The sequence below is a fragment of the Rhizobium favelukesii genome (assembly GCF_000577275.2).
Classification (GTDB): domain Bacteria; phylum Pseudomonadota; class Alphaproteobacteria; order Rhizobiales; family Rhizobiaceae; genus Rhizobium; species Rhizobium favelukesii.
In genome coordinates, this window is the sequence record NZ_HG916855.1 from 55,631 (window position 1) to 71,241 (window position 15,611).

Annotated in this window: 15 protein-coding genes; 9 read left to right on the forward strand and 6 right to left on the reverse strand. The window is 60.9% G+C overall.

Going from position 1 to position 15,611, the window contains the following annotated elements; translation table 11 throughout:
* Positions 1 to 72: 72 nt before the first annotated feature.
* A complete protein-coding gene (gene ampC, locus LPU83_RS63890) occupies positions 73 to 1,257 on the reverse strand; it encodes a class C beta-lactamase (RefSeq protein WP_024315280.1) in 1,185 nt (394 codons plus the stop codon).
* Positions 1,258 to 1,471: 214 nt separating this feature from the next.
* Between ampC and LPU83_RS63895 the strand changes: the two genes are divergently transcribed.
* On the forward strand, positions 1,472 to 2,356 hold the full coding sequence (locus tag LPU83_RS63895) for a LysR family transcriptional regulator (protein ID WP_024315281.1): 885 nt from the start codon (positions 1,472 to 1,474) through the stop codon (positions 2,354 to 2,356).
* Positions 2,357 to 2,441: 85 nt separating this feature from the next.
* Positions 2,442 to 3,272: a nickel-binding protein gene (locus LPU83_RS63900; protein WP_024315282.1), complete on the forward strand. Its 831-nt coding sequence runs from the start codon at positions 2,442 to 2,444 to the stop codon at positions 3,270 to 3,272.
* A 63-nt stretch (positions 3,273 to 3,335) separates the two neighbouring features.
* On the opposite strand, the gene LPU83_RS63905 is transcribed toward LPU83_RS63900, so the two are convergent.
* Positions 3,336 to 4,379, reverse strand: coding sequence for an NAD(P)-dependent alcohol dehydrogenase (locus LPU83_RS63905; protein WP_024315283.1), 1,044 nt, complete (start codon positions 4,377 to 4,379; stop codon positions 3,336 to 3,338).
* Between the two features lie 166 nt (positions 4,380 to 4,545).
* A complete protein-coding gene (locus tag LPU83_RS63910) occupies positions 4,546 to 5,145 on the reverse strand; it encodes an NADPH-dependent F420 reductase (RefSeq protein ID WP_024315284.1) in 600 nt (199 codons plus the stop codon).
* A 326-nt stretch (positions 5,146 to 5,471) separates the two neighbouring features.
* Here LPU83_RS63910 and LPU83_RS63915 point away from each other — a divergent pair, with 326 nt between their 5' ends.
* The 7 genes from LPU83_RS63915 (at position 5,472) to LPU83_RS63945 (ending at position 12,757) form a co-directional block, all read left to right on the forward strand.
* Positions 5,472 to 5,927 (forward strand): PTS sugar transporter subunit IIA, encoded by a 456-nt coding sequence (locus LPU83_RS63915; RefSeq protein ID WP_024315285.1) that lies wholly within the window; start codon positions 5,472 to 5,474, stop codon positions 5,925 to 5,927.
* A gap of 227 nt (positions 5,928 to 6,154) precedes the next feature.
* Positions 6,155 to 7,537: an IS701 family transposase gene (locus LPU83_RS63920; protein WP_037068948.1), complete on the forward strand. Its 1,383-nt coding sequence runs from the start codon at positions 6,155 to 6,157 to the stop codon at positions 7,535 to 7,537.
* Positions 7,538 to 7,851: 314 nt separating this feature from the next.
* Positions 7,852 to 8,877 (forward strand): sulfate ABC transporter substrate-binding protein, encoded by a 1,026-nt coding sequence (locus LPU83_RS63925; protein ID WP_024318657.1) that lies wholly within the window; start codon positions 7,852 to 7,854, stop codon positions 8,875 to 8,877.
* A gap of 8 nt (positions 8,878 to 8,885) precedes the next feature.
* Entirely contained in the window at positions 8,886 to 9,740 is an 855-nt protein-coding gene (gene cysT, locus LPU83_RS63930) for a sulfate ABC transporter permease subunit CysT (protein WP_024318658.1), read from the forward strand.
* Positions 9,730 to 10,602, forward strand: coding sequence for a sulfate ABC transporter permease subunit CysW (gene cysW / locus LPU83_RS63935; RefSeq protein WP_024318659.1), 873 nt, complete (start codon positions 9,730 to 9,732; stop codon positions 10,600 to 10,602). The genes cysT and cysW overlap by 11 nt, the downstream gene beginning before the upstream one ends.
* A 10-nt stretch (positions 10,603 to 10,612) precedes the next feature.
* On the forward strand, positions 10,613 to 11,659 hold the full coding sequence (locus LPU83_RS63940) for a sulfate/molybdate ABC transporter ATP-binding protein (protein WP_024318660.1): 1,047 nt from the start codon (positions 10,613 to 10,615) through the stop codon (positions 11,657 to 11,659).
* 270 nt (positions 11,660 to 11,929) lie between these two features.
* Complete coding sequence (locus LPU83_RS63945) at positions 11,930 to 12,757, forward strand: cell wall hydrolase (protein WP_024318661.1); 828 nt, start codon at positions 11,930 to 11,932, stop codon at positions 12,755 to 12,757.
* A 13-nt stretch (positions 12,758 to 12,770) separates the two neighbouring features.
* Here LPU83_RS63945 and LPU83_RS63950 read toward each other — a convergent pair whose 3' ends face one another.
* Genes LPU83_RS63950 through LPU83_RS63960 form a run of 3 tightly spaced genes read right to left on the reverse strand, consistent with a single transcriptional unit; the run spans position 12,771 to position 15,602 of the window.
* Positions 12,771 to 13,826, reverse strand: coding sequence for an ABC transporter ATP-binding protein (locus tag LPU83_RS63950; RefSeq protein ID WP_024318662.1), 1,056 nt, complete (start codon positions 13,824 to 13,826; stop codon positions 12,771 to 12,773).
* A 5-nt stretch (positions 13,827 to 13,831) separates the two neighbouring features.
* The gene (locus LPU83_RS63955) at positions 13,832 to 14,662 is read right to left on the reverse strand and encodes a carbohydrate ABC transporter permease (RefSeq protein ID WP_024318663.1); all 831 of its coding nucleotides are present in this window, start codon (positions 14,660 to 14,662) and stop codon (positions 13,832 to 13,834) included.
* 4 nt (positions 14,663 to 14,666) lie between these two features.
* Positions 14,667 to 15,602 (reverse strand): carbohydrate ABC transporter permease, encoded by a 936-nt coding sequence (locus tag LPU83_RS63960; RefSeq protein WP_024318664.1) that lies wholly within the window; start codon positions 15,600 to 15,602, stop codon positions 14,667 to 14,669.
* Positions 15,603 to 15,611: the final 9 nt, after the last annotated feature.

Sequence of the window (15,611 nt, forward strand, 5' to 3'; positions counted from 1 at the left end):
AGCGTCCTTCTTCATTACCCCCAGCGACCGTCCCGCCGCGACGCCTCGTGGTCCATTGTTCGCTGACGTGCCCTAGTCCGCGCTTGCGGCCGGGAGTTGGTCGTCGAGTGCCGCCAATATTCTATAGGCTGCCTTCACGCGCTCGCTGTTGGGATAGTTCTTGTTCGCGAAGAGCGCCACGCCGATGCCCTGTGACGGCACGAAGGCGACATAGGCGCCGAAGCCGTTGGTGGATCCGGTCTTGTTGAACAGGGCGTCCTTAACCGGCTGCCGCGGTGGCGACAGTTTTTCGATCTCGTGGGCATGGAGGGTCATTTCAGTCGCGTTGCCTGCCAGGAGATGGTCGAGGTCCGTGGGGTAGGCGTAGATTTCCCATCCAAGTCCCTGCGTCATGCCTCCAATCTTGTAGTAGCCGACATGCGTTGCTGCGATCGCCGCCTGCAGCGGGTTGTCGAGGCCGGAAGCGTCCATGTTGGCTTCGATGAAGCCAAGCATGTCGGACGCCGACATCTTCACACCATAGGCCTCGGAATCGAGGACGCCGGGCGAGACACGGCTGGCCTTGCCGCTCTTTGAATAGCCGTAGGCGTAGTTGGCCGCCTCGTTCTTCGGAACGGTGATGAAACTATGGCTGAGGCCGAGTGCCGGAAACAGCTTCTGCTGCATCAGATCATCGAACGGCCAGCCCATGGCTTTCGCCGCGGCATAGCCGAACAGTCCGATGCTCGGATTGGAATAGAGGCGATGCGTGCCCGGCGCATAGCTCGGCTTCCAGTTCTTGTAATAGCCAACCATCTCTTTGTGATTGGTCACCTCGTCCGGAAACTGCAAAGGCAAACCGCCCGCCATATAGGTTCCGAGGTCGAGCATGGTGACACTGGCGAGGCGGCTGCCGGCGAGCTCCGGGAGGTATTTGGTCGGGCTGTCGGCGAAGGACAGGTCGCCACTGGCTTCAGCGTAGGCCGCGAGCGTCGCAGTAAAAGTCTTGCTGACTGAGCCGATTTCAAACAGCGTCGCGTCGGTGACCTTTTGCCCGTTCGCCTTGGAGGCGACGCCGTAATTGAAGACATATCGCTTTCCCTTCGCAGTCACGGCAATCGCCATGCCTGATATGTCGTTCTTCGCCATCAAGGGGCCTGCCACGGCATCGACGAGGCGGCCAAATCCGCCTTGCTGCTCGGCGGCGTGCGCGCCGGTGCCGAGGATGAGCGATACGGCGGCGAGAATACCAAAGGTAGATTGTGGAATATTTCTCATAACAGATGCTATGCCTCGGGTTCATGGTATCGCCGCGCGATCTCCGCCGCGGCGAGGACGTCCAATGCGAAGTGCCCGCCGTTGCAAGATAATTCGGTATCTCGCGCGGTTTCCGCCGATCTGATCGGCCCGGGCGAGGTTTGTATACGAAGCCTGTACGGACGCCTCAAACGACGATATTTAGCAACAGGTATTAGAAAAACTTGGGTATCCGATGGTTCGTCCGCACCTGCCGTTGAACGCGCTGCGCGCCTTCGAAGCGTCTGCCCGGCACCTGAGCTTCACCAAAGCCGCGATCGAACTCTGCGTGACGCAGGCCGCGGTCAGCCATCAGGTGAAGAGTCTGGAGACGCGGCTCAATGTCACGCTGTTCGAGCGGCTGCCGCGCGGCCTTATGCTAACCAGCGAGGGCGAGACGTTGCTACCGGCGTTGCGGGATGCGTTCGACCGTATCGCCGGGACGCTCGAGCGCTTCGAGGGCGGACATTATCGCGAGGTTCTTCGCGTGGGGGCCGTCGGCACTTTTGCGGTCGGCTGGCTGCTGCCACGGCTGCGCGCGTTTCATGCGCGGCACCCCTTCATCGATCTGCGCCTCTCCACCAACAACAACCGCGTCGATATCGCCGCCGAGGGGCTCGATTATGCGATCCGTTTCGGTTCGGGCGCCTGGCACGGCGTGGAGGCGGTGCGTCTGCTGGAATCCCCGTTGTCGGCTCTCTGCGTTCCCGAGATCGCGACGCAGCTAAGCTCGCCTGCTGATCTCTTGAAGCAGACGCTGCTGCGGTCGTACAGGGCCGATGAGTGGTCGCAGTGGTTTGCCGCCGCCGGACTGGAGGCAAACCTGCCGCTGCTGCGGAGCATTGTTTTCGACTCGTCGCTCGCCATGATGGAGGCAGCACTGCAGGGTGCTGGCGTTGCCTTGGCGCCGCCGCTGATGTTTTCGCGCCCCCTGCTTGCCGAGACCATCCGCCAGCCTTTCGAGATCACGGTCACCATGGGAAGCTACTGGCTGACCCGTTTGCAGTCGCGCCCGGAGACGCCGGCCATGTCGGCCTTTCGTCTCTGGCTTTCGGAAGTGGCCGGCGCGTCCAGCACCTGATCGGTCGGGTTCTCTCGCTGTGGACCTGGCGACGGTGGCGGCGTAAGGTGCGGGCTCTGCCGAGGGGTTCCGAAGGACACAGGACGTGGCTATCTTCATGGACCGGCATGATCTTGCGGGGACAACCGCCGAAGACATTGCCGAGGCGCATCGCAAGGATCTGGCCGTTGAGGATCGGTACGGGGTGAAGTTCCTCACCTATTGGTACGATCAGCGGCGTGGAACAGCGTTCTGTCTGATCGATGCGCCGGATGCCGAGACCGCGCAATGCGTCCATCGCGAAGCGCACGGTTTCATCGCCGGCGAAGTCGTCGAGGTCGCCCTGTCCGCGGTCGAGGCATTTCTTGGGCGGATTCATGAACCCGAACAGATGGCCGGCCAGTCCGTCGCCGAAAGGGATGCCGGCCACAGAGCGATTCTTTTTACCGATATCGTCGGCTCGACGGAGATGACATCGCGCCTCGGGGACCGCATGGCAGCCGAACTCGTGCGGGCACATGATGCGATCGTGCGACGCTGTCTGGCACAATGCGAGGGCAGAGAAGTCAAGCACACCGGTGACGGCATCATGGCCTCCTTCGTCTCCACGCACGCCGCCGTCGGTTGCGCGATGAGCATCCAGCGGGAATTCAGACGCTACAACGGCGGCACGCCGGAACCCATTCACGTTCGCATTGGCCTCGATTGCGGCGAGCCCATCGAAGACAGCCATGATCTCTTCGGCTCGACCGTGCAATTGGCTGCGCGGTTGTGTGCGGCAGCCACGGGCGATCACATCCTCGTATCGGAAAATATCTTTCGCGAGCACGGAGCGGCCGATCTCTTCGCCAATGCGGCGCGCCGGCGTCTCAAGGGGTTTTCCAAGCCGGTGCTGGCATTCGAGTGCGATTGGGCTGATGAGGTTCAATCGAGATAGCCGTTGCCTCGATCGGCCACCCCATTGGCGGCGGCGACCGAACGCGTGTCGAGGCGTCGCGGGCTATTCCATCACGATCTGCAGCTTCACGTCGCTTGGACGCGCCTCGACGGCGCGATCGAAGGCCTTAACGGAATCCTCGAAGGTGAAGGTTTCCGAAATCAGCGGTTTCAGATCGACGCGACCGGAGCCGAGCAGCGCAATGGAGCGCTCATACTGATGCGCGTAGCGGAATACCGTCTCGATGCGAATTTCTTTCGTGGAGGCGGTCGAAACGTCGAAGCCGATCGGATTGACCGGCAGGCCAACGGCGACAATGACGCCACCCGGCCGTGGCAGTTCCATGATGGTTTCCCAGGCCTTCGGAGAGCCGGAGCATTCGAAGATGACATCGGCACCCCAGCCGTCCGTCAGGCCCGCGACCTCCTCGATGAGATTCTTCTCGCGGATGTTAACCGGGATGACGCCCTGGTATTGAGCGGCAATGTCGAGTTTCGGTTGGGCAAGGTCGGCCACGAGCGCGCGGGCGCAGCCGCCGGCAAGGGCTGCGATCGCCACCATCGTGCCAATCGGGCCGGCGCCCAGCACCACCGCTGTGTCGCCGGGCACGATCTTCGCCTTGGTTGCGGCCTGCATGCCGACAGCGAAAGGCTCGACCATGGCGCCCTCGGCGAAGCTCACATTGTCCGGAAGCTTGTAGGTGTAGTTGGCCGGATGCACGACTTCGGGCGTCAGGACACCGTGGATCGGCGGCGTCGCCCAGAAGGTGACGGCAGGATCGACATTGTACATGCCGAGCCGGCTTGCCTTGGAATTGGGATCGGGAATGCCAGGCTCCATGCAGACCCGGTCGCCCACCTTCAGATGCGTCACGCCAGCGCCGACCTCGACGACGGTGCCGGCGGCTTCGTGGCCGAGCACCATCGGCTCGTTGACGACGAAGGGGCCGATCTTGCCATGGGTGTAGTAATGGACATCAGAGCCACAGACGCCGACCGTATGAATCCTGATCCTCACCTGCCCCGGACCCGTATCCATCGGCAGGTCGATGTCGCGAAGCGCGAGTTCATGCTGGCGCTCGAGCACCAGCGCGCGGACTTTGGCCATTGTCTGTTCCTTCCCGATTGCCTTCCCGCGCCGTCTGAGTCGGCGCGGCTTTGGAAGGACTATAAGACCCGAAGCCTTCGCAATTCAATTGTATTGCGAAGGCGTTTGCTCATGAAACGATGAAATGCCCATTTAGGGAAGGCTGGCGATCTGGCGCGGCAGATGGTCAGCCGAACTTGACGAGATTGAGCACCGGCAATGGCCCGCCGGGGAACTGCGTGAGGCTGCCTCCGATGGCAAGCGAGCCGAGGTCGATGCCGAAGAAGCCGAGCTTTTCGATCAGCGAGCCGATCTCTACTTTCGCGCCAGCGTCATCGCCCGAATAGAACAGGACACGCTTGCCGCCTTCGGCTGCGGGGTTGCCGGACAGAAGGTGCGACTGCAGGTGGTTGAAGGCCTTGACCACACGCGCGCCCGGAACGAGATCGGAGAAGATCTCGCTGGACAGACGACCGTTCAAGGCAGCGGGCTTGAAGAGCGGCGCCTCGATCGGATTGTTGGCGTCGATGACGATGCGACCGTTCCAGTCCGGCAGGCCGGAAAGCGCTTGCGGCAACTTCGACCAGGGAACGGCGACGAGGACGATATCGGCCTTCGCTGCCTCTTCCACGGTCGCTGCTGTCACGAAAGGCCGAAGCTCCGCGGCAAGCTCCGCAAGCGCCTCCGGCCCGCGGCTGTTCGATATGATGGCGTGGATGCCGGCCCGGACGAGCGCGCGGGCAACGGCGGCGCCGATATTGCCGGCGCCGATGATACCGATGGACATTTGGTTTTCTCCTTCGATTGTCGCCATTTCGATCACTCCAGGGTTTCGTCGTTCGATGGAGTGAATATCGCCCGCCAATTCTTTCTCAATAAGCAGCCAGTCGCTTGAATTGTCTTCAAGCGTTCATTGAAAATTTGGGTGATCTTTATGCGGTGTTTATATGTGTGGTCGGCTATCACGCTCGAACCTTTATCTCATCTGGGCATATGAACGCGCAGCAATGCGGCCCCGAAAATCAGTTTGCGGCAATGGCAACGGTGCAATCGGGTGCGAGCATGGCGTTAGCCGGCCCTGGCGCGCCTCGCACGAACGACAAGAGAGATGTCATGGACCTTTCGATGATCATCCGTCCCGAGCACACCTTCATAGGCGTGTCGGTCGCGACGAAATGGAGCGGGCTGCAAAATATTGCGGAGAAGGCTGCCTCCGCCTTCGGCATCGACGAAAGGAAGATATTGCAGGCTTTGGAAAGCCGGGAGAGCCTCGGCTCGACGGGCATCGGCAATGGCGTTGCGGTTCCGCATGCCGTGGTCGAAGGGATGACGCATCCGCATGGCTTGCTCGTACGCTTTGCGCGGCCGCTCGATTTCGAGGCCGTCGACGACGTATCGACCGACATTGCCTTCGCGCTTTTATTTGGCGAGGCAAACCGTGGCGAGTATCTGAACGTGCTGGCGGCCATCGCGCGCCAGCTGCAGACACCCGGCGTTCTTGCGGCCATGCGCAAGGCGAGAACCGCGGAAGAGCTCTATTCGGATTTCCTGGCCGATTCTCGTGTTTGACGATCAGATGGACGCACGGCTCAGAAGTCGCGTTGGAACCGCAGGAAGCCTTCTACCTGGTCGTCGCCTTCCTCTTCGTCGTGATACCGCACGCTGAGGCGTGTCCTCAGCTCGACTTTGTACAAAATCGGTGGTGATTTCGGGGGCATCTGAGCAGCCCTGGGTGAATCAATTCGCCGCAGGGTCCCGGCCTTGCGCCATTCGTTTGATCGGATTCGAACGAATGGATGAGCGAACAACATGATTGTAGCCGTGAGCCGGGAGACGCGGTCCCCCACATCCTTCGCAAATGGCTGTCGCCGTTTCGTTTCTGGTTTACCGCGCCAAGCTGGGAGCATCTGCTGGTCCTGGTGATGGGTGCGCTCCTTTCGCCTGGCAAGCGAACGGTGACGGCCTGCCTGCGCATCACCGGACGCGCGGAGGTAAGTAATTTTGCCGCCTATCATCAACTCCTCAACCGAGCCCGCTGGAACCCTCGCACGTTGGCGGCCCGTCTGCTGTCCATCATTGTTGCCCGGCTCGTGCCCGAGGGCCCTGTCGTGATTGGCATGGATGATACAATCGAACGGCGTTGGGGCCAACGCATCGCCGCGCGTGGAATTTATCGTGACCCGGTGCGCTCCAGCCATGGCCACTTTGTCAAGGCCAGCGGCTTGAGATGGTTGAGCTTCATGGTTCTTTCACCTGTCCCATGGGCAAAATGTATTAAAGCCCTGCCGGTGCTGACGATCCTGTGTCCCTCTGAGCGCCATGATCAGAAGAAGGGCCGAAAGCACAAGCTGCTGACTGATTGGGCAAGGCAAGGCGTCTTGCAGCTTTGCCGCTGGCTGCCGGGCCGCGAAATCATCTTTGTCGGCGATAGCAGCTTTGCCGTTCATACACTGGCTGCGGCTCTTCCCGACACGGCCACTCTCATCACGCGGTTGCGTCTGGATGCCAGTCTCTTTGCTCCACCAGATCAACGGCACGAACATACGCTCGGGCGACCGGCGCAAAAAGGCAGGCCATTGCCGAAACTGAAAACGCTCCTCAAAGACGCAAAGACCGAGTGGCAGCGCATCGTCGCATCGTCCTGGTACGGCAAGCAAACCGACAAAACCCTTGATGTCACATCAGGAACCGGCCTCTGGTATCGGCGTGGAACGCCCCCAAGACCAATTCGCTGGGTTCTCGTTCGCGATCCATCAGGCCGTCGTGAACCCCAGGCGTTCATGAGCACCAACGTCAACCTTGAGCCCGCTCAGATCATTGCCTATTTCGTTCGGCGCTGGCAGATCGAGGTCACCTTCGCCGAAACGCGAGCGCATCTTGGCGTGGAAACCCAACGGCAGTGGAACGACAAAGCCATCATGCGCACGACCCCGTCGCTGCTGGCGCTCTACAGCCTCGTCACACTCTGGGCATGCGATCTGCTCGGTCATGGCGTCCTTCCCTATGCCGCCGCCTGGTACAAGAAAACAGAGTTCACCTTCTCCGATGCCATCGGTGCGGTTCGCATGATCCTGTGGGATCAGGATATTTATCGACAGCACCCGCCAGACCCGGACATTCCTGAAACTCAACCAAGCCGCCTCAAGCGGATGACACAAGCACTTTGCTTCGCTGCATAATGTACAAAGTCGAGCTCAGATCAGCGACGACCATGTAGTTGACCGTTATGCCGGCCGTTGCAACGCAAACGCTGCTGCCGACGATAGGGAAAATCAGACGATTCGGTTCCTGCAAAATATGATGGTAAGTGTCAGCGGGTGCAGCCCCCGCGCGGCGTCTCTCGGGTTTCGCCGCCGCCAAGGAGAGCAAAGCCATTGCCAAAGCGCGCCTCAAATGGGATGGCATTCCAGACTGGCACCTGGAACAGAAACATTCTTCGTTTCATTATACGACCAACTTGGTAGAGTTTCGGCCATCAACGAAGGAGGTTTCCATGCAGTCGATAAGGATCACACGGCTTCTCGCGGCTGTGGCGCTGGCAGGTAGCGTCGCAATCGGGGCCGTCGCTCCCGCATACGCGGACCAGACGCTTCTCAACGTATCCTACGATCCGACGCGAGAACTCTATAAGGATTTCAATGCCGCTTTCGCTGCGAAGTGGCAGAAGGACACCGGTGAGGCGGTGACCATCAAGGCTTCGCACGGTGGGTCTGGCGCACAGGCGCGCTCGGTGATCGATGGGCTTGATGCCGATGTCGTGACCCTTGCTCTCGAGGGTGACATCGACGCGATTGCCGCCAAGACCGGCAAGATCCCGGCAGATTGGAAAACAAAGTTCCCGAACAATTCGACGCCTTATACGTCAACGATTGTATTCCTTGTTCGCAAGGGCAATCCGAAGGGCATCAAGGACTGGGCCGATCTGGTGAAGGACGACGTCCAGGTCATCACTCCCAATCCGAAGACGTCAGGCGGCGCCCGCTGGAATTTCCTGGCGGCCTGGGCATGGGCCAAGCAGGCCAATGGCGGCGATGACACCAAGGCTCAGGACTATGTGACGAAGCTCCTGCAGCATGTTCCGGTTCTCGACACCGGCGCGCGCGGCGCAACGACGACCTTCGTCCAGCGCGGCCTCGGCGACGTTCTTCTTGCCTGGGAAAACGAAGCCTATCTCTCACTGGAAGAGCTTGGGCCCGATCAGTTCGAGATCGTCACGCCGACGTTCTCGATCCGCGCTGACCCGCCGGTCGCCGTCGTTGACGGCAACGTCGACAAGAAGGGAACCCGCAAGGTCGCGGAGGCCTACCTGAACTATCTTTATTCGGACGAGGGTCAGAAGATTGCGGCCAAGCACTTCTACCGTCCGACCAAGCCCGAAGCGGCCGACAAGGCAGACATCGCGCGCTTTCCAAACCTGAAGCTCGCGACGATCGACGATTTCGGCGGCTGGAAGCAAGCACAGCCGAAATTCTTCGGCGATGGCGGCGTATTTGACCAAATCTACAAGCCGGCACAATAATACGTCGCATGAGAGCACATAACCCCACGCGGTGGCGGTTCAGACGGCCGAGCGTCATTCCAGGTTTTGGAATGGCGCTCGGCCTTACCTTGACCTGGCTCACCCTTTTGATCCTCATTCCGATTTCGGGCCTTGCCTGGCGGTCAAGCGAGCTTGGCTGGGCAAAGTTCCTGGCCATTGCCTTCGATCCTCGCACCGCAAGCGCCTTGCGCATCAGCTTTGGCGCCGCTTTTGCGGCGGCCTGCATCAATGCTGCCTTCGGCGTCGTGTTGGCCTGGGTGCTGGTGCGCTACCGGTTTCCAGGCAAACGCGTCATCGACGCCATGGTGGACCTGCCCTTTGCGCTGCCGACCGCCGTTGCCGGTATCGCGCTCGCGACCCTTTATGCACCGAACGGCTGGATCGGCCAGTTTCTCACGCCGCTCGGCATCAAGATCGCCTTCACGCCGCTCGGTATCGTTATCGCCCTCGTCTTCGTCGGCCTGCCTTTCGTGGTTCGCACGGTGCAGCCGGTGATGGAAGAGATCGACAAGGAAGTCGAGGAGGCTGCCGCAACGCTCGGCGCTACCCGTCTCCAGACGATCTTCCGTGTGCTGTTGCCGGGCTTGGCGCCGCCTGTTCTGACAGGCTTTGCGCTCGCTTTTGCCCGTGGCGTCGGCGAATATGGCTCGGTGATCTTCATTGCCGGCAATCTTCCCTTCCGGTCGGAGATCGCACCGCTGCTGATCGTCATCAAGCTCGAGGAATACAACTATGCCGCTGCGACGGCCATCGCTGCAGTGATGCTAGTTCTCTCGTTCGTCATGCTGCTGATCATCAACCTCATCCAGAGCTGGAGCAGACGGAGGTACTATGGCGCTTGACACCAGTGTTCAGCCGACAAAAGTGCGCTCCGCCGTTACCGAGCACCGGTTCGCGCGTTGGACGCTGATCCTTGCCTCGCTGATCTTCCTGACGCTGATCCTGCTTCTACCCTTGGCGGCAGTCTTCGTGGAAGCGTTCCGCAAGGGTGCCGGGGCGTTCCTCGAGGCATTGCAGGACGAGGAGACCTTTTCGGCCATTCGTCTGACCCTCATCGTCGCGGGCGTCAGCGTGCCTCTCAACCTGATCTTTGGCGTGGCGGCTGCATGGGCGATTGCCAAGTTCGAGTTCAAGGGCAAGGCCTTCCTGACGACGTTGATCGACTTGCCCTTCTCAGTCTCGCCTGTCATTTCGGGTCTGGTGTTCGTGCTACTGCTTGGCGCCAACACTCATCTCGGCCACTGGTTGAGCGCCCACGACATCAAGATCCTGTTTGCCGTTCCGGGACTGATCCTCGCCACCATGTTCGTCACCTTCCCCTTCGTGGCGCGCGAACTGATCCCGCTGATGCAGGAGCAGGGAACGGGCGACGAAGAGGCCGCACTTTCGCTCGGCGCCAGCGGCTGGCAAACCTTCTGGTACGTGACTGTGCCCAACATCAAATGGGGTCTGCTCTACGGCGTATTGCTCTGCAACGCGCGCGCCATGGGCGAGTTCGGTGCCGTATCGGTGGTCTCAGGCCATATTCGCGGACAGACGAACACCATGCCGCTGCAGGTGGAAATTCTCTATAATGAGTACAATTTCACCGGCGCGTTCGCCGTTGCCACCCTGCTTGCATTGCTTGCGCTCGTGACCCTTGTTTTGAAGACGCTGCTCGAGATGCGATACAGCGAAGAAATAGCCGCCAGCCGACGGCACTGAAGGAATTAGAATGGAAGTTCGCGTTCAAAACTTGCGCAAGGAATTCGACCGGTTTCCGGCGTTGCACGACGTCTCGCTCGACATCCGCTCCGGAGAGCTGATTGCGCTGCTCGGGCCGTCCGGCTCCGGCAAGACGACCTTGCTGCGCCTCATCGCCGGTCTGGAGAGCCCGACGGAAGGGCTGATCTACTTCGGCGACGAGGACGCGTCGAAGAAGACCGTCCAGCAGCGCAACATCGGCTTTGTCTTCCAGCACTATGCCCTTTTTCGGCATATGACCGTGCTTGATAACGTCTCCTTCGGTCTGAAAGTGCGCGACGGTGCGAGACGCCCTCCGAGGGCGGAAATCCGTAGGCGCGCACTGGAGCTTCTGGATCTTGTCCAGCTCTCGGGGCTGGAGAAGCGCTATCCGGCCCAGCTTTCCGGCGGCCAGCGTCAGCGCGTCGCGCTTGCGCGCGCCATGGCGGTCGAACCAACCGTACTTCTTCTCGATGAGCCTTTCGGCGCACTCGACGCCCAGGTGCGCAAGGACCTGCGCAAATGGCTGCGCGAGATCCATGACCACACCGGCCACACGACTGTTTTCGTCACGCACGATCAGGACGAGGCGATGGAGCTTGCCGACCGCGTCGTCGTGATGAGCCAGGGTGCGATTGAACAGATCGGAACACCTGATGAAGTGTATGACAACCCGAACTCCCCCTTCGTCTTCGGCTTTGTCGGACAGTCAAACTGTCTCGACGTGCGGGTGAACGGCGGAGAAGTCTGGTTCGAGGACCGGCCCCTCGGCCTCAAGGTCGAAAACGAGGCGGATGGGGATGCCCAACTCTACTTCCGGCCACATGACATCGAATTGCGAGATGGTTGCGGTGGCTGCATCGCCGGCTTGCTGACGACCAGCCGGCGCGTCGCCGGCACGCGCCACATCGAGGTCGACATCGGCAAGGGGCTTCCACCGATCGAACTGGAACTGTCGCCATCGCAGGCCGGGAGCCTCGATCGCAGCCGGATTGCCTTCCGACCGAAGCGGTGGAAATTGTTCCGGGCAACGCCATAGAGGTAGAAACCGCGCTGACGTGGTTGGAATACGCTCCGAATCAGTTCCTGATAGGATGGTGATTTCGACCATTGCGGACGTGACCTGCGATGGCGACTATCATCGTTTTCAGTGCGTTATGCGATCGCGAATCAGCCTGCCCAGCAGGCAAAACGCGGCCAAATCAAATTGTGATACTAATTGGATTTGAAATTTACCCGAAACGCGGATACAAAAGCGGCCACTTAATCGAGAAGGGCTTTACTACTCCAAATAGGGGGGCACCTGCTGTTGAGGGCGCATCTAGCGTTGGGAAAATCTCTTGCCGGGATTCTGTTGGCAGGCTTTGCGGCTGCGAGCTGCACGACTGCGCAGCAGCCGGCTACAAAGGCGGTCAGCCAGGCCGTGACGCCCAGGAGCGCGGGGCAATCCGCGCAGGCAACAAAAGTCACCTTCAATTATACTGCCAAGGATCGCGATTGCCTGAAGCGGGCAATGTACTTCGAGTCCGAGCATTCGGACCGCGACGGCTATATGGCAGTCGGAACCGTGGTCATGAACCGGCTGACGTCGGGAGCCTATCCCGAGTCGATCTGCGGCGTCGTTGCCCAGCAGAGGCAGTTTGCGCCCGGTGTTATGACGCGGGAAGTCGAGCCCGCCGCGGAGATCGAGCTGACGGATGCGGCTGACGCAATTCTGCGTGGCGAACGGCATCCTGGCGTCAAGGACGCGATGTTCTTCCACACAGACGGCCTGACGTTCCCGTACCGCAACATGCATTACGTAACGATCGCCGGCGGAAATGCGTTCTACGAAAAGCGTGGCCGGGATGGCGAGCTGCAGACGCCGGCGCCCCTGCCCTCATATGAAGTTGCTATGAACTATTTGCCCGGTCAGAGACTGATGCCCGCGCAGTTCGAGGCGCTTGTTCCAACCACCGTCCCGGTGCCGATTCCAATGCCGGGGTCGGCAGCGACACTGGCTACAGAGCCGGCAGCGCGGGCACCGAGCGAAGCGGCGATGCCAGTCGCCACCGAAGCGGTCATGCCGGTCGCCATTCCGACGCCGAGACCAGCCTATAACGATGCCGTGTTGCGCGGCAGCCTCGCCCACGGCTAACGTCTCGCGTTGCCTACCTCGCTCTGTTTCCATCCGCGTCGAAGACGTGCAGGTATTGCGCGGGAAAGGATACGCTGACCTTCGGGCCGGCCGTCAGCGCTTCGCGATCAAGCGTGAAGATCTTGAACGGCAGGCCGTGCAGCGACAGGTGCAGAATGATGCCGAAGCCTGTGGGCTCGACCAACTCGACGTCCGCACCCATGCCGCTCTGGTCGGCAACGACGACGTGCTCGGGGCGGATCCCCAACGTGACCTTGGTGCCGTTTGCGAGCGAAAGCGGCGCAGCCAGCGGCACGATCGTTCCATCCTTCAGGCGGACGCTGCCATCGGCATAGGTGGCGTCGAGGAAGTTCATCCCCGGCGAGCCGATGAAGCCGGCGACGAAGAGGTTGGCCGGCCGGTCGTATAGTTCAAGCGGGCTGCCGACCTGCTGAACGACGCCGCCATGCATGGCAACGATCCTGTCGGCCAGCGTCATCGCCTCGATCTGGTCGTGAGTGACGTAGATTGACGTGGCCTTCAGGTCGCCATGCAGCTTCTTGATTTCCGCGCGCATCTGCTCGCGCAGGCGCGCGTCAAGGTTCGACAGCGGCTCGTCGAAGAGGAAGGCCTTCGGTTGGCGCACGATCGCGCGGCCCATGGCGACGCGTTGGCGTTGGCCTCCGGACAGCGCCTTCGGCCGCCGTTCGAGCAGCGGGTCCAGACCAAGCTTGGAGGCAGCACCTGAAACTGCGCTGGCGATCTTTTCCTTGGCCGTCTTCCTGAGCTTCAGACTGTAGCTCATGTTGCCGGCGACATTCATGTGCGGATAGAGCGCGTAGGACTGGAACACCATGGCGATGTCGCGGTCCTTCGGATGCAACTCGTTAACGCGCTTCCCGGCGATGCGGATCTCGCCCCCGGTCACGTCCTCCAGCCCTGCGATCATGCGCAGCAGGGTGGACTTGCCGCAGCCCGACGGGCCGACGAGCACGACAAACTCGCCGTCCTTGATCCTGAGGTCGACGTCGTGCAGCACCTGCACTGGGCCATAGGCCTTCTTGACGTTCTGGATATCGATCGATGCCATTTTGATTAACCCTTGACCGCGCCGGCCGTCAGGCCCTGGACGAGATAACGCTGGATGAGCAGGAAGAAGAGACCGGCCGGGATGAGCGCGAGCACGCCCGCTGCCATCATCTGCCCGAAGTCCACTGAGAATTTGGAGACGAAGGTGAGAAGCCCGACAGGGAAGGTCGCCGCATCGTTGCCGTTGATCAGCATGAGTGCAAAGAGAAGTTCGCTCCATGCCGCGGTGAACACGAAGCCGAGCGTTGCGGCAATGCCGGGCAGCGTCAGCGGCAGGATGATCTGCCGGAAGGCGGTAAACTGCGTTGCACCGTCAATCATCGCCGCCTCCTCGAGGTCTTTCGGGATACCGTCGAAGAAAGACTGCATCAGGAAGGTCGCGAAGGGTACGTTGAAGGCGGTGTAGACCACGATGAGGCCGGTGAGACTGTTCGTCAGGTGCAGCGGCGACAGGATCTTGAAGATCGGGGCGACCAGCATGACGAGAGGGAACATCTGCGTCAGAAGCATCAGAGCGACGATCCAGTACTTGGCCCGGAAATTGAACCGCGACAGTGCGTAGCCGGAGAGCGAAGCGCAGATCGTGACGACGACCGCGGTCGAGGCTGACACGATCAGGCTGTTCTTGAAGAAGGTCGGGAAGGCACTGTGCTGGATCACGAAGGCATAATGATCCCAGGTCGTGCGGGACGGCCACATCCGCACACCCTCGGAATAGAGCAGATCGTTCGGAGTGACTGATACCTTGAGCAACCAGAAGAGCGGAAACAGCGCGAAGGCGACGTAACACAGGACGGCCACGCGATGCGCGACGGTTGGCAGGATGGATCTTTTCATGGCCTCAGTCCTTGTTCAGCAGGGTCTGCCTGAGCAGGATGATCAACATCGAATAGGCAAGCAGCAACACGAGCAGCACCAGCGCGATTGCCGAGGCATAGCCGAAGTCGAGCCGCCTGAAGGCCTGCGTGAAAATGTAGCTGGCGACGATCTGCGTGCGGTCGGCCGGACCGCCGCTCGTCATGACGACAATCAGGTCGGCAAAGTTGGAGACCCAGACGGTGCGCAGCAGCACGGTGATGGCGATCGTCGGCGCGAGGAAGGGCAGGGTGATCGAGCGGAAGCGCTGCAACCAGCCGGCGCCGTCGATGGAGGCTGCCTCATAGAGATCGCGCGGGATCGCCTGCAGGGCGGCCAGCAGCGTGATCGCAAAGAACGGAATGCCCCACCAGACGTTGGCGACGATCGGCCCCCACATCGCATATCGCGGGTCGGAGAGGATGTTGCCTGGCTCGCTCATCAGGCCGAGTGCGTAAAGCCAATGCGGGATCGGCCCGATCACCGGATTAAACAGCCATGCCCAGTTGAGACCGGCGAGGAATGAGGGAACGGCCCAGGGCAGGAAAACCAGCGCCTGCACGACGCCCCTGCCCCAGAACGGCTTGTCGAGCAGCAGCGCGAGAATGAGGCCGAAGATGAACTGCAAAAGAACGGAGGCGCCCGTCCACCAGAGCGTGTTCTTCAGCGCGCCATAGAAGGCGGCATCCTTCGCGAGTGCACGGAAATGGTCGAGCCCGATGAAACCGCCGGAGAACGGGTTGAGCAGCTGGATGTCGCGGAACGCGTAGGAGACGCCGATCGCCAGAGGCACCAGCATCACGGCGATGATGAGGATCAGCGAGGGGGCGCTATAGAGATAGGGTTCCGAGGCATCGGCGACGCGCTTCAGCCACGGCCTGCGGTCGCGGCGACTGTCGAGCGTATCGGCGGTCATTGTCATCAGGCAAGC